18 protein-coding genes, 2 tRNA genes and 2 pseudogenes are annotated in these 22,504 nt (G+C 55.7%); 21 read left to right on the top strand and 1 reads right to left on the bottom strand.

Translation table 11 applies throughout. The annotated features are described in order from the left end of the window. Positions 1-42: 42 nt before the first annotated feature. From HQ912_RS02755 to HQ912_RS02665, 19 genes and pseudogenes are all read left to right on the top strand, one after another. A complete protein-coding gene (locus HQ912_RS02755) occupies positions 43-2,280 on the top strand; it encodes an AsmA family protein (RefSeq protein WP_139048845.1) in 2,238 nt (745 codons plus the stop codon). After that, positions 2,277-3,344 (top strand): A/G-specific adenine glycosylase, encoded by a 1,068-nt coding sequence (gene mutY, locus HQ912_RS02750; RefSeq protein WP_173406448.1) that lies wholly within the window; start codon positions 2,277-2,279, stop codon positions 3,342-3,344. Before HQ912_RS02755 ends, mutY begins: the two co-directional genes overlap by 4 nt. Then, a complete protein-coding gene (locus tag HQ912_RS02745; RefSeq protein WP_047226893.1) occupies positions 3,341-3,613 on the top strand; it encodes an oxidative damage protection protein in 273 nt (90 codons plus the stop codon). The genes mutY and HQ912_RS02745 overlap by 4 nt, the downstream gene beginning before the upstream one ends. Positions 3,614-3,715: 102 nt before the next feature. Continuing rightward, positions 3,716-3,791 (top strand) — tRNA-Phe (locus HQ912_RS02740). Between the two features lie 192 nt (positions 3,792-3,983). Further along, positions 3,984-4,391: a hypothetical protein gene (locus tag HQ912_RS02735; protein ID WP_047226892.1), complete on the top strand. Its 408-nt coding sequence runs from the start codon at positions 3,984-3,986 to the stop codon at positions 4,389-4,391. Positions 4,392-4,571: 180 nt separating this feature from the next. After that, a pseudogene (locus HQ912_RS02730) lies at positions 4,572-4,970 on the top strand (DUF1016 N-terminal domain-containing protein); the annotation flags it as partial. A 131-nt stretch (positions 4,971-5,101) separates the two neighbouring features. Continuing rightward, positions 5,102-5,707: a biliverdin-producing heme oxygenase gene (locus HQ912_RS02725; RefSeq protein WP_047226891.1), complete on the top strand. Its 606-nt coding sequence runs from the start codon at positions 5,102-5,104 to the stop codon at positions 5,705-5,707. Further along, positions 5,704-7,938, top strand: coding sequence for an ATP-binding protein (locus tag HQ912_RS02720; protein ID WP_047226890.1), 2,235 nt, complete (start codon positions 5,704-5,706; stop codon positions 7,936-7,938). The genes HQ912_RS02725 and HQ912_RS02720 overlap by 4 nt, the downstream gene beginning before the upstream one ends. Positions 7,939-7,978: 40 nt before the next feature. Beyond that, positions 7,979-8,425: a hypothetical protein gene (locus HQ912_RS02715; protein WP_047226889.1), complete on the top strand. Its 447-nt coding sequence runs from the start codon at positions 7,979-7,981 to the stop codon at positions 8,423-8,425. 350 nt (positions 8,426-8,775) lie between these two features. After that, positions 8,776-9,549, top strand: a complete 774-nt coding sequence (locus HQ912_RS02710; RefSeq protein WP_047226888.1) for an ABC transporter ATP-binding protein — start codon at positions 8,776-8,778, stop codon at positions 9,547-9,549. A 13-nt stretch (positions 9,550-9,562) separates the two neighbouring features. Beyond that, a complete protein-coding gene (locus tag HQ912_RS02705) occupies positions 9,563-10,330 on the top strand; it encodes an ABC transporter substrate-binding protein (protein WP_047226887.1) in 768 nt (255 codons plus the stop codon). A gap of 78 nt (positions 10,331-10,408) precedes the next feature. Further along, positions 10,409-11,104: an ABC transporter permease gene (locus tag HQ912_RS02700; protein WP_076383342.1), complete on the top strand. Its 696-nt coding sequence runs from the start codon at positions 10,409-10,411 to the stop codon at positions 11,102-11,104. Next, positions 11,101-11,790, top strand: coding sequence for an ABC transporter permease (locus HQ912_RS02695; RefSeq protein WP_047226885.1), 690 nt, complete (start codon positions 11,101-11,103; stop codon positions 11,788-11,790). The genes HQ912_RS02700 and HQ912_RS02695 overlap by 4 nt, the downstream gene beginning before the upstream one ends. After that, positions 11,771-13,003 carry a methyltransferase gene (locus tag HQ912_RS02690; protein WP_173406447.1) on the top strand — a complete coding sequence of 411 codons (1,233 nt, stop codon included), beginning with the start codon at positions 11,771-11,773 and terminating at the stop codon, positions 13,001-13,003. Before HQ912_RS02695 ends, HQ912_RS02690 begins: the two co-directional genes overlap by 20 nt. Positions 13,004-13,334: 331 nt before the next feature. After that, positions 13,335-14,159, top strand: coding sequence for an FkbM family methyltransferase (locus HQ912_RS02685; protein ID WP_047226883.1), 825 nt, complete (start codon positions 13,335-13,337; stop codon positions 14,157-14,159). A 75-nt stretch (positions 14,160-14,234) separates the two neighbouring features. Then, positions 14,235-14,310, top strand: a tRNA-Thr gene (locus HQ912_RS02680). A 267-nt stretch (positions 14,311-14,577) separates the two neighbouring features. Beyond that, complete coding sequence (locus HQ912_RS02675) at positions 14,578-15,567, top strand: Abi family protein (RefSeq protein WP_173406446.1); 990 nt, start codon at positions 14,578-14,580, stop codon at positions 15,565-15,567. Positions 15,568-16,291: 724 nt separating this feature from the next. Beyond that, a pseudogene (locus HQ912_RS02670) lies at positions 16,292-17,270 on the top strand (integrase). Next, a complete protein-coding gene (locus HQ912_RS02665; RefSeq protein ID WP_173406445.1) occupies positions 17,267-17,581 on the top strand; it encodes a hypothetical protein in 315 nt (104 codons plus the stop codon). The pseudogene HQ912_RS02670 and the gene HQ912_RS02665 overlap by 4 nt, the downstream one beginning before the upstream one ends. 23 nt (positions 17,582-17,604) lie before the next feature. Here HQ912_RS02665 and HQ912_RS02660 read toward each other — a convergent pair whose 3' ends face one another. Then, positions 17,605-19,809 carry an ATP-binding cassette domain-containing protein gene (locus HQ912_RS02660; protein WP_173406444.1) on the bottom strand — a complete coding sequence of 735 codons (2,205 nt, stop codon included), beginning with the start codon at positions 19,807-19,809 and terminating at the stop codon, positions 17,605-17,607. Between the two features lie 350 nt (positions 19,810-20,159). On the opposite strand from HQ912_RS02660, the gene HQ912_RS02655 reads away from it, so the two are divergent. Beyond that, entirely contained in the window at positions 20,160-21,272 is a 1,113-nt protein-coding gene (locus tag HQ912_RS02655) for a ThiF family adenylyltransferase (protein WP_173406443.1), read from the top strand. Continuing rightward, entirely contained in the window at positions 21,256-22,338 is a 1,083-nt protein-coding gene (locus HQ912_RS02650) for a ThiF family adenylyltransferase (protein WP_173406442.1), read from the top strand. The genes HQ912_RS02655 and HQ912_RS02650 overlap by 17 nt, the downstream gene beginning before the upstream one ends. The last annotated feature ends 166 nt before the right edge of the window (positions 22,339-22,504 follow it).

Here is a 22,504-nt window from a genome sequence, read left to right as displayed (position 1 = left end):
CTCCCAGGCTAAATTTTGAACTCAACCTACAAGGACTCGCCCATGAAAGCGTTCGGCAAAATCCTGGGTCTGGTACTTCTCGGGCTGTTGCTGGTCATTGTGGCCTTGGGCTTTGCCCTGACCCACCTCTTCGATCCCAACGACTATAAAGAAGAGATCCGCCAGATAGCCCGCGACAAGGCCCACATTGAGCTGACCCTCAATGGCGACATCGGCTGGAGCCTTTTCCCGTGGCTGGGTCTGGAATTGCACGAAGCCAGTGTCGCCACCCTGGCAAACCCGACACAACCGTTCGCCGACCTGCAGATGCTCGGCCTTTCCGTGCGCGTGATTCCACTGCTGCGCCGCGAAGTGCAGATGAGCGACGTGCGCGTCGAAGGCCTGAACCTGCGACTCAACCGTGACAAGAACGGCCACGGCAATTGGGAAGACATCGGCAAGGCACCCGCCTCTAAAACCACGGCAAACGCCCCGGCACCGGCCGAACAGCCTGCCCCTGGGGACAGCGCCCCGGCCCAGAAACCGGCCCAGCCAACCCGCCTGGACATCGACAGCCTGACCGTGAACAACGCCCGGGTCGAATACACCGACGAGCAGGCCGGCCGGCAGTTCACCGCCGAAAGCATCCAACTGAGCACTGGCCCGATCCATGATTCCACCAACATTCCGGTCACTCTCACCGCATTCCTGGCCAGCAACCAGCCAGCCGTGCGGGTGCGCACCGAGGTCACGGGCGAGCTGCGCTTCGAGCGCGCCTTGCAGCGCTACAAGTTCGAAGACCTGAAGCTGTCCGGCGAAGCCACGGGCGACCCTTTGCAAGGCAAGACCGTGACGTTCGCGGCACACGGGCAGCTACTCCTGGATAAAGCGGCGAACGTCGCCGAATGGACCGGCATCAAGCTTTCCATCAATCAACTGCGGGCGTTGGGCGAACTGAAGGTCAATGATCTGGACAAGACCCCGCAACTGAGCGGCGGCATGTCGATCGCCCAATTCGACCTGGCGAAATTCGTCGACGGCGTCGGTCAGAAACTGCCGGCCATGGCCGAAGGCAGCTTGAGCAAAGTCGAACTGGTCACCCGTATTGCGGCCACGCCGACCAGCGCCGAATTCAATAGTATCAATCTGAAAATCGACGACAGCACCTTCAGCGGTCGTATCGCCGTGGAAGACTTTGCCAAGCAGTCACTGCGTGCGCAGCTCAAGGCCGATACCTTCAACGTTGACCGCTACCTGCCGCCAAAATCCGCCGAGGCCGACAGTTCCAAGGCGGCCCGAGAGGCGGAGGTCAGCAACACCGAAGCCAGTGCCATGGCGGGCGCCGGCAGCACACCGTTGCCGAGCGCGCCCACCCAGGGCGCCTGGAGCAACGACCGGCTGTTTCCGGTCGAACGCCTGGGCAAACTGGACCTGGATGCCGACCTGACCTTCGGCCAACTGACCCTCGATAAACTGCCGATCCAGAATGCCGCGCTCAAGGCCACCGGCCAGGGCGGCCTGCTGACCCTGGAAAACCTGCGGGGCGATTTGTACAACGGCAACTTCGAAGTCAAAGGCACGCTGGACGTGCGCCAGCCCACGCCGCAGTTGAGCCTGCAAACTCGCATCAACCGGGTACCGGCCGAGAAAATCATCGAAAGCCAGGGCAAGAATCCGCCCGTCAAAGGCCTGGTGACACTCAACAGCGCCGTGACCGCCAGTGGCAACAGCCAAAAGGCCCTGATCGACAGCCTCAACGGTACTGCCGGGTTCGTCATCAACGACGGCGTCCTGCTCAATGCCAACCTCGAGCAGCAGTTGTGCAGGGGCATCGCCACCCTCAATCGTAAAACCCTCAGTGGCGAGCCCCGGGGCAAGGACACCCCATTCGAGCAACTCAACGGCAATCTCACCTTCCGCAGCGGCGTGGCCAGCAACCCGGACCTGAAGGTCCGTATCCCTGGCATGACCGTCAACGGCAACGGCGATATCGACCTGCGTGTGCTGGGCATGGACTACCGCGTCGGCATCATCATCGAAGGCGACAAGAGCGACATGCCCGACCCGGCTTGCCAGGTCAACGAACGTTACGTCGATGTCGAATGGCCGTTACGCTGCCGCGGTCCGCTGGAGCTGGGCGCGAAGGCATGCCGGCTGGACAACGAGGGTCTGGGCAAAGTCGCCGCGAAACTGGCCGGCGACCGCCTCGGTGACAAGCTCAATGAGAAGATCGACGAGAAGCTCGGCGACAAGGTCAGCCCCGAGCTGAAGGACGCGCTCAAGGGGTTGTTCAAGCGATGACAGCCGAGCAGTTTTCCAGCGCCGTACTGGACTGGTTCGACCGCCACGGGCGCCACGACTTGCCTTGGCAGCAAGACATCACGGCGTATCGGGTGTGGGTCTCGGAAATCATGCTGCAGCAGACCCAGGTCAGCACCGTGCTCAATTATTTCGACCGGTTCATGGCCTCGCTGCCCACCGTGCAAGCCCTGGCCGCCGCGCCGGAAGACGAAGTGCTGCACCTGTGGACCGGCCTGGGCTACTACACCCGCGCCCGTAATCTGCAGAAAACCGCGAAGATCGTAGTCGACCAATATGGCGGTGAATTCCCCCGCGACGTGGAAAAACTCACCGAATTACCGGGGATCGGCCTGTCCACAGCCGGCGCCATCGCCAGCATCAGCATGGGCCTGCGGGCACCGATCCTCGATGGCAACGTCAAGCGGGTGCTGGCGCGCTTCACCGCCCAGGAAGGTTACCCGGGCGAACCGAAGGTCGCGAAGCAACTGTGGGCGACTGCCGAGCGCTTCACGCCTCAAGACCGGGTCAACGCCTACACCCAGGCGATGATGGACCTGGGCGCCACGCTCTGTACCCGCAGCAAACCCAGCTGCCTGCTGTGCCCGCTTAAAAAAGGCTGCCAAGCCCACATGCTTGGCCTGGAGACCCGCTACCCGATCCCCAAGCCACGCAAGGACGTGCCCAAAAAACGCACCCTGATGCCGATGCTGGCTAACCGCGAAGGCGCGATTCTGCTTTATCGTCGCCCCTCCACGGGCCTGTGGGGCGGTTTATGGAGCCTGCCGGAACTCGACGACCTCGACGACCTGCAACACCTGGCCCTGCAACACTCGCTGGAGCTGGGCAATCATCAGCAGATGCCGAGCCTGGTGCATACTTTCAGCCACTTTCAGTTGGCGATCGACCCCTGGCTGGTCCGGGTCCGGGAAACCGGCCATCACGTGGCCGAGGCCGACTGGCTCTGGTATAACCTCGCCACCCCGCCGCGCCTGGGCCTCGCCGCCCCGGTCAAGACCTTGCTCGAACGCGCGGCCGCCGTATTGAACGCAGGAGAGTTGCAATGATCCGCACCGTGATGTGCCGCAAGTACAAAGAACAACTGGAAGGCCTGGAGCGCGCGCCGTTCCCGGGCGTCAAAGGCCAGGACATCTACGACAATGTCTCGGCCAAGGCCTGGGCGGACTGGCAAAAACACCAGACCCTGCTGATCAACGAAAAACGCCTGAACATGATGAACGCCGAAGACCGCAAATACCTTCAGGGCGAAATGGAAAAGTTCTTTTCCGGCGAAGAATACGCCAAGGCCGAAGGCTACGTGCCGCCGTCCGAATAGGCCACCCAGAACCGGGGCGGATCGTAAGCGACGGTAATAATTAAATATTTTTTGATAACGTGCTTGACGACCCCCTGAAAAACCCGTTTAATGCGCCCCGTTGCCCAGATAGCTCAGTCGGTAGAGCAGGGGATTGAAAATCCCCGTGTCGGCGGTTCGATTCCGTCTCTGGGCACCAAATACCGAAAACCCCGATCAAGAAATTGATCGGGGTTTTTTATTGCCTGGGATTTACGGGAGCTGTGACAGCGCGGCGAGTTCTTCAACCTCATTGGGTGCCACATTGTTTGTGGTGGATTGAGATTCGAAGTGGTTGCCCTGAAGCTGTAGGATAGATCGCCTTATTTTCATGCCAGGAGTCTGCCCCCCCATGTCATCGGCAAACAAACAGCAGAAACGAAACCAGCGCGCCAAGGCGAAAGCCAAGAAGAACCGCATTCAGCGTGCTGCTGCGCCGAACGATTTCCTGGACCCGAACGATGAGCGCATCGATCTGGAATCCGTGGACCTGACGGAGCTGTTCCAAATCATGAGCTCAGCTGAAAAGGTCAGCCAGAAGGCGATGTGCGAAGCGTTCCTGGCCTATCCATTGTTGACGCTGGTGCTGGAACAGGAAGGTGAGGACGAAGCAACCGACTTCATCATTACTGCATTGATCGAATACCGTCGCCTGACCAAAGGCGTCGATGAGCAGACCGCGCTGGATTGGGTGGAGAGTGAGCAGTTCCAGGCCGATTATGTCGCCGCGTCCAAGGCGCTAGCCCAAGATCCGATCTGATGATCGTCCTCACTATGAGGACGTCGGCAGTGGATGACGCCATCCCGGGATAGCTCCTACAAGCCAGGGTCAGCCAAGATCAGGCGGCGTCAAACCCGTCCTGCAAGAATCGGACGGCTTTCCTCCCACCTAATCAGACTCGCCCTGCATCATCGAAACGTCGTCCAGAGCATCCTTTTGGTCCTCCCGTTTGGGAAAGGCTTTGATGAACGCAACCTGCGCCACATGCGGGACTTTTATCAATCGTTTCCAATTTGGAACGCAGTGCGTTCCGAATTGAGCTGGACCCATTACCGCACACTTCTGCGGGTAGAAGCCCCAAACGCCCGCCATTGGTACATGAACGAGGTAGCCATCCAAAACTGGTCCACCCGCGCCCTGGAACGTCAGATCGGCACCCTCTACTACGAACGTCCGCTGGCCAGCCAAGACCGCCCGGCGGTGAAACAGGAAGCGACCAGCCATATTGAAAGGCTCAATCTCAGCCCGAGGGACATCGTCAGGGATCCCGTAGTTTTGGAGTTCCTCGGAATGCCCAATGCCGGCGCTTTGCTGGAGACCGACCTGGAACAAGCCTTGAGGCTCGACAACCAAGCCTGACGACGGGCGAACTGAAAGCCAACGGCTGATGGCCGCTCTGGCCGAAAAATCTGTGTAAGATTGATGCGCTTTTTTTCCAGCAACGCTCCAGTCAACGAGCTCTATCCCGCATGTCACCGGCCGCGCCTCCCCCTTCTCTGATTCAGGCATTGCGGACCGAAACCGCTGAGCTGCACGTCGCCCTGGAAAAACGCTTGCCGTTTTTCTCCGAACAGTTGGACCTCGACCTGTACCGGCGCCTGATGGCCGCCTACTACGGTTTTTATAAACCGCTGGAACAGCGACTTCATGTCCTGACGCTGACACCGACGGGGTTGGACCAATCCCTGCGGATCAAGCTTCCCGTACTGCGGGCGGATCTCACGGCACTGGGCCTGGATGACCACGCTATCGAGGCACTGCCCACCTGCCGGGATCTGCCGCAGATCGATTCCCGTGCCGCCGCCCTGGGGGTTTCCTATGTGCTGGAAGGTGCAACCCTCGGGGGGCAGATCCTGCGGCGCAGAGTCGCCGAACAGCTCGGCCTTGATGCCTCCAGCGGCGCGGCGTTTCTCAATGTGTATGGCGAACTCACCGGTCGGCGTTGGAAGGACTTCCTTCAGTATTTGGGCGACAGGAACCTTGGCGACGCCCAAACGCTCGAAGTCACACGTGCCGCCAAAGCGACGTTTACTCATTTTGAACACTGGCTGGACAGCCAAAAGGTATTGTTATGACCCCGGAAAACCAGGAAGCCTTCGAAGAACTGCTGGCCAATTGTGCAGACGAACCGATTCGCTTCCCCGGGGCCATCCAGCCTCATGGCGTGCTACTGATGCTGTCCGAACCCGACTTCGTCATCCGACAGGTCAGCGCCAACGTATTGCAATTGATGGGGCACGATTCTCACGGTCTCCCCGGCCAGACGCTGGACGCACTGTTCGGGCAGCAGCAGGCCCAAGCCGTCCTCAAGGCCTGTCGCGCCGATGCGGACGGGGACAACGCGCCCGTGGAGATTGTCGTGAACCAGTTGCGTTTTGACGCCCTGGTCCACCGCCATCAAGGCGCCCTGATCGTCGAACTGGAACAGCACCTGAGCGACTACCGTCCCGAAGGTGTCAGCGGCGAAGCCAACCTGGGGCGCATGCTGCAACGCCTGCAAAGCGCGAAAAGCCTCCAGGCTCTGTACGAAATCAGCGTTCGGGAAATTCAGGCCATGACCGGTTACGACCGGGTGCTGATCTATCGCTTCGAAGAAGAAGGCCATGGCCAGGTGATCGCCGAGGCCAGCGCGCCGTCGATGGAGCTCTACAAAGGCCTGTTTTTTCCGGCATCGGATATCCCTGAACAGGCCCGGGAGCTGTATCGCACCAACTGGCTGCGGATCATCCCCAACGCTGACTACACGCCGGTACCGCTGGTCCCGCAGTTGCGCCCCGACACTCAGACACCCCTGGACCTGAGCTTTTCCACCCTGCGTAGCGTCTCGCCGATCCACCGCCAATACATGAAAAACATGGGTGTGCTGTCGTCCATGAGCATTTCCCTGATGGAAGGCGACCGACTGTGGGGCCTGATCAGCTGCGGCAACCGTCACCCCCTGCTCGTGCCCCATGAAATGCGCATGGCCTGCCAGACCATCGGCCAAGTGCTGTCGCTGCAGATCAGCGCCATGGAAGCACTGGATCTGACCCGTCAACGGGATGCCAAGCTTGAGGACCTCAAGGTTCTCGCCACGGCCATGGCCGAGTCCAGCGACAATGTCTTTGACGGCTTGTCCCGCGAACCCCAAAGGCTGATGGACCTGACCGGCGCCACCGGCGTCGCGATCCTCGAGGACAACAAGCTGCACCGCCATGGCCAGTGCCCGGAAGCGGAGCAGATCCGCGAGCTGCATAAATGGATGCTGGAGACCGACCAGCCCGTTTTCTCCCACCACAACCTGAGCAGCGTTTTCGCTCCAGCCCAGGCCTATCAGGACGTGGCGAGCGGTGTGCTGGCGATCCACCTGCCCAAGCCTGTGGAAAATGGCGTGCTGTGGTTCCGCCCCGAGGTGAAGCAAACCATCCAGTGGAGCGGCGACCCGCAAAAACCTCTGGACCTGGAAAGCAGCGAGACAGGTTTGCGCCTGCGACCGCGAACGTCTTTCGAAATCTGGAAAGTCGAAATGGCCGGCATCAGTACCAAATGGACCCACGGCGATCTGTTTGCCGCCAACGACCTGCGCCGCTCAGCGCTGGAAAACGATCTGGCCCGGCAAGTCCACAAGGAGCGTCAGGCGGTGCAGGCGCGTGATGAGCTGGTGGCGGTGGTGTCCCATGACCTGCGCAACCCGATGACGGTCATATCCATGCTCTGCGGCATGATGCAAAAGTCCTTCAGCTCCGACGGCTCCCATAGCTCCAAGCGAATTGCTTCAGCCATCGACACCATGCAACAGGCCGCCAGCCGCATGAACGTTCTGCTCGAAGACCTGCTGGACACTTCGCGCATCGACGCCGGGCGCTACACCATCCATCCCCAGCCGCTGGACGTCAGCCAGATATTCGAAGACGCCTGCTCGCTGCTGACGCCGCTGGCAACCGCCAAGGCCATCGATATTTCGTTCCACGCCGAACCCAATCTCAAGATCAATGCCGACCCCGAGCGGTTGTTCCAGGTGCTGTCGAACCTGATCGGAAACGCCATCAAGTTCACCCCCCAGCAAGGTAGCGTGGGCATCAGCGCGATGTCGGTGGGTGACGAGATCGTGTTCAGCGTTCGTGATACCGGCGAAGGAATCAAACCGGAGCAGTTGCCTCACGTGTTTGACCGCTACTGGACAGTCAAGGAAGGCAACCCGAACGGCACCGGACTGGGTTTGTATATTTCCAAGGGGATTGTCCAGGCCCATGGCGGTAAACTGCACGCCGAAAGCCAGCCAGGCAAGGGCAGCGAATTCAGCTTTACCGTGCCGAAAATCAACTGAGCCGGGCATCGCCCCCTAACAAACTGGAAACCGAAGCCCAATGGCCTCACTGAACAAACAGCAAAAACGCGCCAAGCGTGCCAAAGACAAAGCCAAGCAAATCCGCATGAGCGGGCGTAAATCCATCCCCATGTATGGCGACCCGGCCCACGCCACCGCCCAGCCACCGGTCTACGTGCTCGAGCTGTTCGCCAAGCTACGCGAAGCCGAGGCCATCAGCCGTAGCGAAATGCTCGACACGCTGCTCGCGTCCCTGAGCGTGATGATCAGCGAACGCCCCGGCCTGCTGGACCTGAAAAACGCCGAGAACGAAAGCATGGCCGCCACCAACCTGGCCGCGGACATGCTGGTCGACTACCGCATGTGGGCCGACGACATGGATCGCGAGACGGCCCAGCGCTGGCTCAGCACCCCGGAGTTCATCAAGGACTTCAGCGAGGCGCTGGATCGTTATCGTCAGTTGATGGAAGAGCCCGCCAGCGAATAGAACGCGATCAGCCTCACGGAGAAGAGGACAGCCAGCTAAAACTTCCTATGGACGATAAAAACGCACAACGGCAACACTCATCCGATTAACCCTTCCAACCCCCAGCCAAAGCTGGCACCATCGCGCCTTTTTTTACGCGACTCCCCGGGATTTTTACCGGTAAACAGAGTTCGAACGGCCGTTCGGTTGTTGATGGCGCGACAGTCTGCTGCGCCGATGCGACAACCTGCCGCACATTCGCGGTTTACCACCCGTAGCGCTGTTGGCTGCCATTCGGACGCTATGCTAGCTTGGCCGCCTCGCCAGGAAGGCCGCCAACAGCAAGGGAGCACACACCATGAGGACCGCACATGGCCCAGGCCACGCCCGCGCTTGAAATCCGCAACCTGCACAAACGCTACGGAAAGCTGGAGGTGCTCAAAGGCGTCTCGCTGACCGCCCGCGACGGCGATGTGATCTCGATCCTGGGTTCCTCCGGTTCCGGCAAGTCCACATTCCTGCGCTGCATCAACCTGCTGGAAAATCCCAACCAGGGCCAGATCCTGGTGGCCGGCGAAGAACTCAAGCTCAAGGCCGCGAAAAACGGTGAACTGGTGGCCGCCGATGGCAAACAGATCAACCGCATGCGCAGCGAAATCGGTTTTGTGTTTCAAAACTTTAACCTCTGGCCGCACATGAGCGTGCTCGACAACATCATCGAAGCCCCGCGCCGGGTGCTCGGCCAGAGCAAGGCCGAGGCCGTGGAAGTGGCTGAAGCCCTGCTGGCCAAGGTCGGCATCGCCGACAAGCGTCATGCCTACCCTGCCGAGCTTTCCGGTGGTCAGCAGCAGCGCGCCGCCATCGCCCGCACTCTGGCGATGCAGCCTAAAGTGATTCTGTTCGACGAACCCACCTCTGCCCTTGACCCGGAAATGGTCCAGGAAGTACTTAGTGTGATCCGCGCCCTGGCCGAAGAAGGCCGCACCATGCTGCTGGTGACTCACGAAATGGGCTTCGCCCGTCAGGTTTCCAGCGAAGTGGTGTTCCTTCATCAAGGCTTGGTCGAGGAGCAAGGATCGCCACAGCAGGTCTTCGAAAACCCGCTTTCGGCGCGCTGCAAACAATTCATGTCCAGCAACCGCTAACGGAGCAGTACATATGCAGACCTACAAGAAATTTCTCCTGGCCGCTGCCGCCAGTCTGGTCTTCTCGGCCAGCGCCATGGCCGCGGAAACACTGAAGATGGGCATCGAAGCGGCCTACCCGCCGTTCAATAACAAAGATGCCAGCGGCAACGTGGTCGGCTTCGACAAGGACATTGGCGACGCCCTGTGCGCCAAGATGAAAGTCGAATGCAGCGTGGTGACCTCCGACTGGGACGGCATCATTCCGGCCCTGAACGCCAAGAAGTTCGACTTCCTGATCTCCTCGCTGTCGATTACCGAGGAACGCAAGCAGGCCGTGGACTTCACCGAACCGTACTACTCCAACAAGCTGCAATTCATCGCACCGAAGGCCACCGAAGACTTCAAGACCGACAAGGCCTACCTGAGCGGCAAGACCATTGGCGCACAACGCGCCACGCTGGCCGGCACCTGGCTGGAAGACCGCAACATGGAAGATGACTACAACGTAAAGGTCACGCTCTACGATACCCAGGAAAACGCTTACCTGGACCTGCTCTCGGGCCGCGTTGACGCCATCCTGGCGGACAAATACGTGCAATACGAATGGCTCAAGAGCAAAGACGGCGCCGCCTTCGAATTCAAAGGCGACCCAGTGGTGGAAAGCGACAAGATCGGTATCGCCGTGCGCAAGGGTGACGACGAACTGCGCAACAAGCTGAACGCCGCGCTCAAGGAAATCGTTGCCGACGGCACCTATAAAAAGATCAACGACAAGTACTTCCCGTTCAGCATCTATTGATACTGACGTGCCTGGCCGGCGCCGCTTCATTGCGGCGCCGGCCCTTAGCAAAGCCTGCCGCGATATGAACACACACCCATGATGATCGATCTCTACGGATTCGGCCCGGCGCTCGCCGCTGGCGCGCTGATGACCGTCAAACTGGCGCTCTCGGCCCTCTGCCTGGGGCTGGTGCTCGGCTTGCTCGGCGCCTTGGCCAAGACTTCCCCGTACAAGCCGCTGCAATGGCTGGGCGGCACTTATTCGACACTGGTTCGCGGCATCCCCGAATTGCTCTGGGTGCTGCTGATCTACTTCGGCACCGTCAATCTCATGCGTGCCCTGGGCGAATACTTCGGTAACCCGGACCTTTCCCTCAACGCCTTCGCCGCTGGCGTCATCGCCCTGGGCCTGTGCTTTGGCGCCTACGCCACGGAAGTATTTCGCGGCGCGATCCTGGCCATTCCCAAGGGCCATCGCGAAGCTGGCGTGGCGCTGGGGTTGTCCAAGTGGCGGATCTTCACTCGGCTGATCATGCCGCAGATGTGGCGCATCGCCCTGCCCGGGCTGGGCAACCTGTTCATGATCCTGATGAAAGACACCGCGCTGGTGTCGGTGATCGGCCTGGAAGAAATCATGCGGCACGCGCAAATCGGCGTGACCGTGTCCAAGCAACCGTTCACCTTCTATATGGTGGCCGCGTTCATGTACCTGGGCCTTACCGTGCTGGCCATGATCGGCATGCATTTTCTGGAACGACGTGCCGCTCGCGGCTTTGCCAGGAGCACCCAATGAACTGGGAAGTCATCATCAAGTGGCTGCCGAAACTGGCCCAAGGCGCGACACTGACCCTGGAGCTGGTCGCCATCGCCGTGATCGCCGGTCTGCTGCTGGCGATTCCGCTGGGCATCGCCCGCTCCTCACGCCTGTGGTACGTGCGGGCGTTACCCTACGCCTACATTTTCTTTTTCCGTGGCACGCCGTTATTGGTTCAGCTGTTCCTGGTCTACTACGGTCTGGCGCAGTTCGACGCCGTGCGCAGCAGTTCGCTGTGGCCCTATCTGCGGGATCCGTTCTGGTGCGCCACGGCCACCATGACCCTGCACACCGCCGCCTACATCGCCGAGATCCTGCGCGGCGCGATCCAGGCCATCCCCCGTGGTGAAATCGAGGCCGCGCGAGCCCTGGGCATGTCCCGACCCAAGGCGTTGTTCTACATCATCCTGCCTCGCGCCGCGCGCATCGGCCTGCCGGCCTACAGCAACGAAGTGATCCTGATGCTCAAGGCCAGCGCCCTGGCGAGCACCGTGACCCTGCTGGAGCTGACCGGTATGGCCCGGACCATCATTGCTCGGACCTACCTGCCGGTGGAAATCTTCTTCGCGGCCGGCATGTTCTACCTGCTGATGGCGTTCGTGCTGGTGCAGGGCTTCAAACAGCTGGAACGCTGGTTGCGCGTCGATGCCTGCCAAGGACGCTGACAGCGGCGTGTTGACGGGCGAGGCGTTACTCGCCCGTTTCACCGCGCTGGATGCTTTTCTCACAACGCACCAGGCATTGTGGAAACCGCGTCCGTTCACCCATCTGCAGCTGCCATGGGAACGGTCCTACCCTGAGCTGGCCCAATGGCTACGCCAGCGTTCGCTGGAAGACGCGGAAAACGACCATCACCAACCCTGGCTGATTCAACATGCACCCGCGCCATTTCCAGAACTGGCGGGCATTTCCCATGCGTTGAGCGTCGTCGCAGAACTGCCGGGCAAAGAGCTCGAAACCGCCGCCCATCGCCTCAGCGTCGACGTGCCAGGGCGCAAATGGCAGCAAATCGAAGCCTTCGCCAGTCGCCTGCACTTCGCTACCAAACCGACCCACTGGCTCGATTGGTGCGCCGGCAAAGGTCATCTTGGCCGACGCTTGCTGCAGGCTGAACAACAGCTGACTTGCCTGGAATACGACCCAGCCCTGGTCGCCAGCGGCCAGCAACTAAGCCAACGCAACCGTCTGCCCGCCACGCACTTGCAGCAAGACGTGCTGGCGGCAGAGGCAGTCCTGGCGATCCGCCCTGAACACACACCGGTAGCCCTGCACGCCTGCGGCGACCTGCATGTGCGCCTGATGCAATTGGCGAGCGCCGCTGGTTGCACGCAACTGGCAATCGCCCCGTGCTGCTACAACCGCATCAGTGCTGAACGCTATCAACCGCTGTCCGACGCCGCCAAGGGTTCGGTCCTACAGCTAACGCTCGATGATCTCAGCCTGCCACTGACCGAAACCGTCACCGCCGGCGCCCGCATCCGGCGGCAACGGGACCACTCCATGGCTCGGCGCCTGAGCTTTGACCTGCTGCAACGACAGATCCGGGGCCGCGACGACTATCTGCCCACCCTCTCGCTCCCCAGCGCCTGGCTGGAAAAATCCTTCATCGAGTACTGCACCGATCTGGCAGCCCTGAAAGACTTATCCACAGTCGGCTCGCCTGACTGGTCGGCACTGGAAGCGGCCGGCCATCAACGCCTGGCCCAAGTGCGCAACCTGGAATTGGTCCGCGGCCTTTTCCGGCGGCCTCTTGAGCTGTGGCTGGTGCTGGATCGGGCGCTTTTCCTCAGCCAGAAAAACTACCACGTCCGCCTCGGCACCTTCTGCGAAACGCCCCTCACGCCGCGAAATCTGATGCTGCTGGCCGAACGTCGCTGACATGAAACAGCCTGTGGATAACTCTGTTGATGAAATTGTCTTGGATCCAATTAATCCGCGATTTTCTGCTGGAAGCGAGGCTGGTCATTTTTTATTCATATGGATAAAAAACCATTAAAACAGGCATTTGCGAGCAAACGAGAAAACTGTCACAAAATCGCAAGATGGCAGTCGCCCCACCCCGCCCGTTGTGCATAAGCGTTCAAGCAAAACGACATAACCGCCGAACTCAGTGCTCCCACACGCCAGCAATTGCGCCCATCGCGCCTGTGCAGTACAACAGCCTTTCGTATCGTGATTGACACAATGCCGACACACACAAGGACTGGCCGTGACGTTCATTTCCTACGCACAGAACTTCGAAGACATACGCCTGTGGCGCGCCCTTCAATCGGTGGAAAACGGCTTTTATCTGGACATAGGCGCCAATCATCCAACAGATGATTCCGTGACCCGGGCGTTCTACGATCACGGCTGGCACGGGATCAACATCGAACCGGTGCAGGCCTACTACGACGCTCTCTGCCAAGAACGGCCAAACGACATCAACCTGCAATGCGTAGCCGGCGAAAACGCCGCCAGCCTGACCTTCTACACCATCGCCGACACGGGCCTGTCCACCGTCGAAGCCAGCGTCGCCCAACAGCACCGCGACGCGGGCATGAAGGTAAGCAAGCAGACCGTCCAGTCCCGCACCCTGACTTCGATCTGCGAACAATACGCCCAGGACCGCCCCATCCACTTTCTGAAAATCGACGTCGAAGGCCACGAAGAAACCGTGCTGCGCGGCATGGACTTCACCCGCTGGCGCCCCTGGATCATCCTCATCGAAACCCCATGGGCCCGCGACCAGACCTGGGAAACCCTCGTCACCGACGCCGGCTACCACTCCATCCTGTTCGACGGCCTCAACACCTTTTACCTCGCCGAAGAACACCTGGCGCTCAAACCCGCTTTCGACATCCCCCCGTGCAACCTCGACGGGTTCCAGTTCTGCAAAGGCCACAAATTCAGCCACCCCCTGAGCGAACCCGACCAGCAACTCACCGCCGCCCTGCAACGCGCCGAACGGGCCGAAGCCCAACTCCATGCCCTGCAAAACAGCCGTACCTGGCGAACCTTGCAGAAAGTGCGCAACCTCGTGCGCCGCGCCTGAGCCGAGGCCCTGCAAAAATAGTCAGAATTCAGGGGTTTACAGAACGCACCCAATCGCTATAATCGTCGCCCACACGCCGGTATAGCTCAGTTGGTAGAGCAACTGACTTGTAATCAGTAGGTCCCGGGTTCGACTCCTGGTGCCGGCACCATACAAAACGAAGCCCTCGCAGAAATGCGAGGGCTTTGTTGTTTCTGGAGGTTGAACCTTCCTAGGAGCTGGATAAGACCAATATCGCCTTATCAGCATCCACAGACCAAACCTTGCCTGCGCTCCTACTCGTTACAATTTCACGTCAGTACAACGTTGACGGTCGCTTGCACCGACCTATAATGCACCCCAACACACCCGCCAAGCCTAGGTTGACCCAGTCAGCAAGCTCAAATCGTGCGGGTTTTTTTTGCCTGGAGAAAACTACATGAGGCCCTTCGACAAGCCGGCCCTCAGCGTAGAACAGCAATTGGAACTGCTAAAGCAACGAGGTTTGCACATCGCCAACGATGATCGGGCCATGCGTTTTCTCGAAGTGGTCACGCTGTTTCGTCTGAGTCCCTACATGCGCCCCTTTCAGGAGCCAGACCCTGAACATACTTTCAAGCCTGGCAGCACACTGAAGGCAATCGTCGATATCTACCGCTTCGATGGTTCGTTGCGGCGCATCGCCATGGATGCCATCGAACGTGTCGAAGTCGCCATACGAGCGACTATCAGCAATCATATGTGCCCTAAGTACGGGCCTGACTGGATAGCTGACGCGTCAGTCTTCTCCTCGTCATACTCACACCCCGATCTGTTGCGTCCGTTGCGGGAGCAATTGATTAAGGAACGCAGCAAACTCAGACGTGATATCGACCGCATCAAAAAGGGTCGGCAAGCCGATGGGCTCCAACAACAGCGGATAGAAAACCGCATGCGTGACAACTACTTCCGATATTACGGTGCAACCTATGCCTCCCCTGAGCTGCCACCCGCTTGGGCGGTCCTGGAAGAGCTCAGCCTTGGGACGGTATCTACCCTCTTCAATGCCATAGGCAAAAGCGCCGACAAGAAAGCTATCGCCACCAGATTCAGCTTGCCCTTCGAAGTATTGGCCTCCTGGCTCCACACGCTGACCTTCATTCGCAACTGCTGTGCCCACCACTCACGGCTATGGAACCGAGAACTCTCGATTCGACCATCCTTACCTAAAGAATGGGCCATTCCCACTGCCCCCGCCGACCAGCCTCAGCCCAAACAGCGGCTCTACGTCGTATTGACGATGCTGGCCTACCTAACCGACTTGATCAGCCCAGACAGCCAGTGGAAGCTTCGCCTGGCCGAAATCATGGATCAGCAGGAACTGGATTATTTGAGGCTCATGGGATTTCCAAATGATTGGAAAGATCAACAGCAATGGCGCCTAGCGTAGAGAAACTAGAAACAGACTGCGGTTAATTCCCTGTTTCATCATTCCAGCCAAAAATCGTGGTCGGCCCCAACAAATTCCCAGAACCTTTAGGGCTACGCCACACAGTGGTGGCTCTCCCAAAGTGCGATTAGCGTCCGGCGGCTCGCACGGTCACAGCGATGTGATGGATGCCTACTTTTACCAGTGTGCCCACTGCGGCAACTCACCCCCTTTCATAGCTGCCCTGCAGCAACCTATCCGCTTGGCCATTTCCTTGCGCCAACCTGCGCCCGTCTCTTCTTCCGGAAAGAGACGAGCGCTCCTACCGCTGCTGCAGCCCACCTCGTACAAGGCTTTGCGGCATTTCCCCTCGTGACAATCGGCGTGCCAAACACCGAAGTCACCAGCAACAGCGATGCAGATGATGGTGCCGCAGCCCATGGAATGGACTACACCTGACTGACAGTCAGGCACGCCCCGGTCATCGTATCCCTGCCTTCACCCGACTCAGGATCCCGCGGCGCAGGTCTCGTCGGCCAGCGCAGCCTCCACCCGCCCACTTCCTCGGAAGTGCTCAGGAGGCCAGATCATGAGATGCCCAAGCTCCCGGTCGTAAAGAGCCGTCAGTCCCGCGTTAGTGGACAACCCTCACAGGTCGCAGGGGCCTTGATCCCTGATAACACTCAACATTCTTGGCGGGATGACGTGGGGCGAGGATCGGAGAAAAGTCGATGAGGTAACCGACATGGCATTAGTGGGTAGGCGCGATGGCCGCAACTTCGGCTACGGCAGGCAATTGAGCTACGCAGGGCCGCAGGCATTGAAAGACATGTTCGGCGGTGGCCATTACGGCACGGTCAAGGCGCATTCTGATCGGTTGCAGGCATTTGTGAAGTGGTGCCGATCCGAACAGGGGCCCGGTATCAATGATGCGCGGAAGATTGATCGGAAGGTGTTGGCTAACTATGCAGCGTATCTCCGTAACCTAGTTGGACTCGGTGACCTCGCCATCAGCACTGTGCAAAATCGGCTATCCAGCGTTAACAGGACCATGGCGGCGCTTCGCGGTGATCAGTGCGTGAATTGCCAAGTCCGAGCAAGGCGTTGGGTATGCAGCGCACCGGGGTTCGACACTCGGTGCCGCAGGGCCAGGACCACGGACAGGTTCAACAGATCGTCGATGCGCTTTGCAGCCATCATCAGCTGAGGGCCGCCGCTATCGTTCTATTGGCGCGAGCCACCGCATGCGCTTGCGTGAGGCCATCTTGGCGGATCTACCACGGCTAAGTCGGGAGGCTAGAGAATTCGGCAAGATCAACATCCAAGACGGCACCAAAGGCGGCCGTGTCGGTGCATCGGCACCCCGCTGGATTACGATGGACGAGCAAGTTCGAGTATCGCTTGGATTTGCGAAGCAGGTGTCGCCTGCGGGTAGCCGCAACCTGATTGCGCCACACGAAAGTTACTTCAACGTTCTACAGGAAATAGTCCGCCCTGCGCGGGACATTCTCCACGCATACAACCTCAAAGGCTTCCATGAATTACGAGCGACTTACACATGTGAGCACTACGAGCAAATCACCCAACACGGCGCCCCTATCAACGGTGGTCAATGCCGCCAGATGGATCCGCGTCTTGATTATGAAGCACGAAGCCAAATCGGCTATGAGCTGGGGCACGGTAGGATTGATGTGGTCGCTGCCTACATCGGAGGACTGACATGAGTAAGCCCTTCGATATGGAATTGTTTCTGACCGGCGTCCTGACCGGATCGCACGCAACGCGCAAACGCCATTTGCGTCAGGCGAAACTGATTCAATCTGAAATCGCAGAGCGCTGGCAGCGAGATACGCCTTGGGCTTGGCAGAAAAAGCATATGGTATGGTTTCTCAACAATCGCCTATACGGGCGTAGTGAATCGACGAGTTATTACTATCTACTTACCATTCGGCTGCTCGCAAGGCGTCTAAAAGCTTCATGGGTTTTCAAAAACTGTAAAGCGCAGGAAACTGAAAGTCGAGCTCTGCGGGGCTGATTAGGCCCCGCAGATCTATTTATTCAGTCTTGTTGGCCGCCTATTAATCTGTTGTACACCGGAGGCCCAAAATATACTATTTTTCCGCCATCAGGCCCCGCTCCCGGTCCAAATTCCAGTAGATAATCACATTCATTCAGGATTTCAGGCTTATGGTCAATGACCAAAATCGCCTTAAAGCGTTCGGCATACTGATGTATATGGCGTATAGCATTTATTGCGGATAGCCTGTCAAGGCCTGCTCCAGGCTCATCTATAATTAGAGTTTTCTCTTTATTTGGTGAGACTAACGCCTGTAATAGTTTAACTCGGCGAGATTCGCCACCGGACAAGCTCCCAATTTTTCTGCTTACGCTTAGATGAGATATTCCTAACGCTTCGGATATTCCTACAATGCTTGCAATTTTCTTACTTTGCCCTACAAGCTCCTTTGGCAAAGAATGAAGAGCACTAAAATAGAAATCCTTAATATTCAATCCTGATATACAGATATCATCAACTTCATTTGAGAACAACGCACCTTCACAAGTCGGGCATGAAATTTTTACGGTTTTTTCGAAGGTTCTCGTGAACTCAATAACGCCTGTGCCTCCACACTCATCGCAGCAACCGGGTTTACCTGGCTGCAGGAGGAATAACTCTTTGGACGCACCCGTATTCTTTGAGTAAATGTTTGCAATCGTGCTACTCAAATCTAACGCGGTTGAAATTGTTGATCTAATATTTCCGCGCATTTGTTTTTGCGATACGTAATTAACTTGTGGCAAGGATTGGGATATAGCGGACGCGAATGAAGACTTACCTGAACCTGAAACACCACATACGCCTGTGATAGAGCCCCTCGGTACTGAAGCAGACACACCTACGACATTGTTATTAGATACTTTAGGGAGTTGAAAAAAATCTCTTTTTTCTAATACTTTATGATTTCGAGGTTCTATGCGTTGAGGAGGTAGGTACGGTACTATATATCCGCCCTCCTCTCCTGGACCTGGTCCTACACAGATTACCTGATCTGCAGACGCGATGAAGTAATCGTTGTGCTCAATCAGTACAATCGTGTTCCCGCGATCACAAATCTCCTTCATTTTTTGGATGAGAAGTTCGTGATGGTTTTTGGAGACCTGTGAAGATATTTCATCAAGGACAAATAATACGCCTGAAATTTGAGTGTTGCATATTTGGGCGAACCGGAGTTTCTGTAATTCTCCACCGGACAGGCTTGGGATCTGGCGAGCTAACGTCAGATATCCAAGTTCAAGCTGCATCAACGTGTCCAGTTGATGAATCAGGGAGTCGAGAGCGGGAGAAAAATTTTGACAAGACACCTTCAAAATTTCAAGGCATTCTGAAATTGGAAGTCTTAAAATATCAAAAAGTGACATTTCGCCAATTTTGCTTCGTTTGAACTTTTCACGATCAACTCCCGTAGAATCACACATCATGCAGGGGGAAGGAGTGGAAAACTTTCTATAAGCATCGTATTGAGATATGTTTTTGCTTTGAGAGAATTCTTGCAAAGTTCTCATTGGTCCGACATACCGTTCCTCTCTACTTCTTCTCTTGCCGGAAAAGGTAAAACTTATTTTATATTTTTTAGCGGATTCCCCCTCCAATATCTTTTTTTTGTGAGCCGCTGGTAGCTCTCGCACGGTCTTCCTTATGTCGATTCCCTCATCCTCACAAAAAGCACTAAGGAGAGCCCCATATTTGGAGAGATTGGCGCCTGTCCAGCATTTAAATGGCGTATCCTTCAAAGATTTTGAGTCGTCGATTAAGAGGTTCTCACTCAGTGAAAGCGTCTCTCGGCTTCCTCCACAATGAGGGCACTCATTTCCGGGCTTGTTCAAGCGAAGAATTGACTGGTCAATATTCGTGTCATTACTAGGAGTGATTGAATAAAGATAGCTTGGTATATCTAAATACGAATAAATTGTGGATCTGGGATTGGAGTTAAAATTGTTTTGCGTTAGCGCTATTGCTGGAAGCGCACCATGAAACTCATCGACATTGTATACCGCATGATCGTACGTCCCGGACTCAAGCTGGCTAAACTGTTGCTTACAAATCGAGTACAATGTACCGTACGCTAATGATGATTTCCCCCCTCCGCTAATACCAGTTATAGCTGTTATGGAGTTCAATCTGATCGTCACATTTAGACTTTTCAGATTATTGGTCTTTGCACCATTAACGACAAATAGCCTCTCTTTTGAACTTCCGTGCATGAGTGACTCCAGTATTAAAAATCCGCGAGTGACATGACTGTGCCATTATGGTATTGTTTTTGCTCTGTGTCCATAACGTAAACGGAGTTAGCAATGGTCAAAAAGAAGGTAAGTTTAAAGTTTTCTGAGGTAAATCAACATCCTGAAGCTGGGACAAAGTACACTACTACTTGTTCCGGCAGCAGAAGCGATTGCTGCACTAGGGTATGCACTCGCCCAGATATCGGGTCCGACGATGGCAGCTTGGATTCGTGGGATGAGTACCTCGAGGCGAATGCTGGCGTACTGCAATATTGATTATGGAGTGGTGCCAACATTTTGGCACCCATTCCCTCTCGGTAGGATGAAGAATGGACGCTTTCACACTGAATCCTGTCTTAAAGATAAAAGACAGCGTGGATGTTTACGTGTCTATGACTGAAACTGATGTTTGTACCATTCAGTTTTATCATATTAACACTAGGCAAAAGCTATCTATCCAGATTGATCCTGCTTTCAGCGAATTATTGTCAGTCTTTGATGGAATTCATTCGCTTTCCACCCATTTAGAACGCCTTGATTTTGAGTTGGATGCCGACGAATTAAAATCGACGTTGCAATACTTGATCGACAATGGCGTGCTAGAGCATCCATCTCATATAGACCAGAACTCTCGATACTCAAGGCAGATTAATTTTCTGTCGGATTGGATTTTTGGAGTGCCTGCAGAAGTTGCTCATAAGCGAATTTTGGATACCCACTGCGTTATTTTTGGGATTGGTGCAATTGGCTCTTCAATTGCCATCAGCTTAGCCAGAGCAGGCGTTTCAAAGCTCACGCTTGTAGACGATAAAAAACTTGAACAGCACTCTTCCGAAAGACATCCGTATTTTTCAAAGTCGGAATTAGGGCAGCCGAAAGTTCATGCCCTAAAACGCTACCTTCTCAGAATAAATTCAGAAATTGATGTAATTGGCATACAGGACAAACTACTGCCGCTCACTGATCTTTCTGGCCTTGTAGATGACGCCTCGTTAGTTGTTAATACGGCAGACGAACCGTATATCGGCCATACATCAGCCAAGCTCGGGCGATATTTGTGGAGAAAAAACATTCCTCTCTATGTAGCGGGAGGCTTTGACGCGCACCTAATGAGCACGGGAGACTTTTATATTCCCGGCGAGTCCAATTGTGTTGATTGCTCTACTAATTTCTTTACCGTAGCGTTAGCGGATTGGAAGCCGTCCTATAAGATACATGAATCTAGCATCACGAAAACTCATGTTATCGGAGGTAGTGGTGGGCTTTACAGCATGTCTCTCTTTTCAGCGTCGTACGGCTGCGTGCAACTACTGAATTACATTGCTGGCGGCAATGCCTATAAGTCGAGACTTTCTAAGCGAGGAGAGTTTATGACGGGAAAAGGTGAAATTGAATGGATTGAAATTCCAGCTAGGGATGTTTGCGATGTCTGTGGAAAATAAAGTTTATAGGCTTAGAAGCTGCATTGCATTAGTGCGTCGCGGTGCGCTTATTGAGTTTTTCGATAGTAATCTAAGAGTTGGATTTTCACTCGACCTCAAGTACTCAAACATCGTTGAATTACTTCAGCAATTTGATGGCTTGATGACAGTGGCGTCAATCGGTGCTCTATACCCCGAAGTACTGCTTAACGAGCTTAGTGATCTAGTTGAATTTCTTCATTCAAAATATGTACTGATTGAGATTGATGAAGAATATGAACAGTCGAGCCTGCACTCATTTCCCAGACTAATAAATACACTTGAGAGTTATTTCCACTCTACTTCAGCCATCAACAATTCACTCCGGAAAGGATGGGGTGGAAATGTGCTAATTGTGGGGCTTGGTGCAGTAGGCACATGGGTTTTACATAGCTTGGTCAAGGCAGGCGTAAAGAACATTACTGTTATGGATGATGATATTGTTGAGGAATCCAACCTCCATAGACAGGATCTTTTTTTTGAGGCAGATATTGGGACTCCAAAGGTGTCCGCCGCTTATAACAATATAAAAACCTCGTATGGAACCGGACTATATACACATATCAAAAAAATGCAGTCCATTGAAGACTTGGAGCAACTTCCATGTATACCTGACATGATTATAAATTGCGCAGATTATCCAAGCGTTGACCACACGTCCAAGATTGTTTCCGACTTCTGCCTGAAGAATAGAATATCGCATATCATTGGAGGAGGTTATAATCTGCATCTAACGCTAGTCGGCCAAGTCGTAATCCCCGGAGTTACAGCTTGCTTTCATTGCTTTGATAAGGTCCTCACTCCAATCAATGCCGCAGAGCTATTTGGTGTCAAAAAGCTTAACAGGAAGTACAGAAAAATAGGAAGTCTGGGGCCTCTGTGCAGCATTTCTGCATCGATTACAGCTACAGAAGCAATAAAATTAATTTTTGGAGTCCCGTTAGAATTTATGGGCGTGATTAATAAGCGTCTAGAATTTAACCTTAAAGATTTTGATTTTGGTGCATTTTCTGTCCAGAGAAATGTAGATTGCGAATATTGCTCTTAGTCCATTGCAACCACTTCACGCTACAAGCTCCATCTACAGTTAGCCGCATAAGTCCGACTGACAGACTCACCAGATAAAGGTCTTTTGACTGAAACCAGGGTACTTTTAGAGATAGCGTCATTTTTATTACGAGCATTTATTGAATGAAATCAATATATTGGAATAC

The sequence above is a fragment of the Pseudomonas sp. MPDS genome (genome assembly GCF_013283895.1).
GTDB classification, from domain to species: domain Bacteria; phylum Pseudomonadota; class Gammaproteobacteria; order Pseudomonadales; family Pseudomonadaceae; genus Aquipseudomonas; species Aquipseudomonas rhizophila.
Note: the sequence above shows the minus strand (reverse complement) of the source record. Positions and strands in the feature narration are given on the sequence as shown.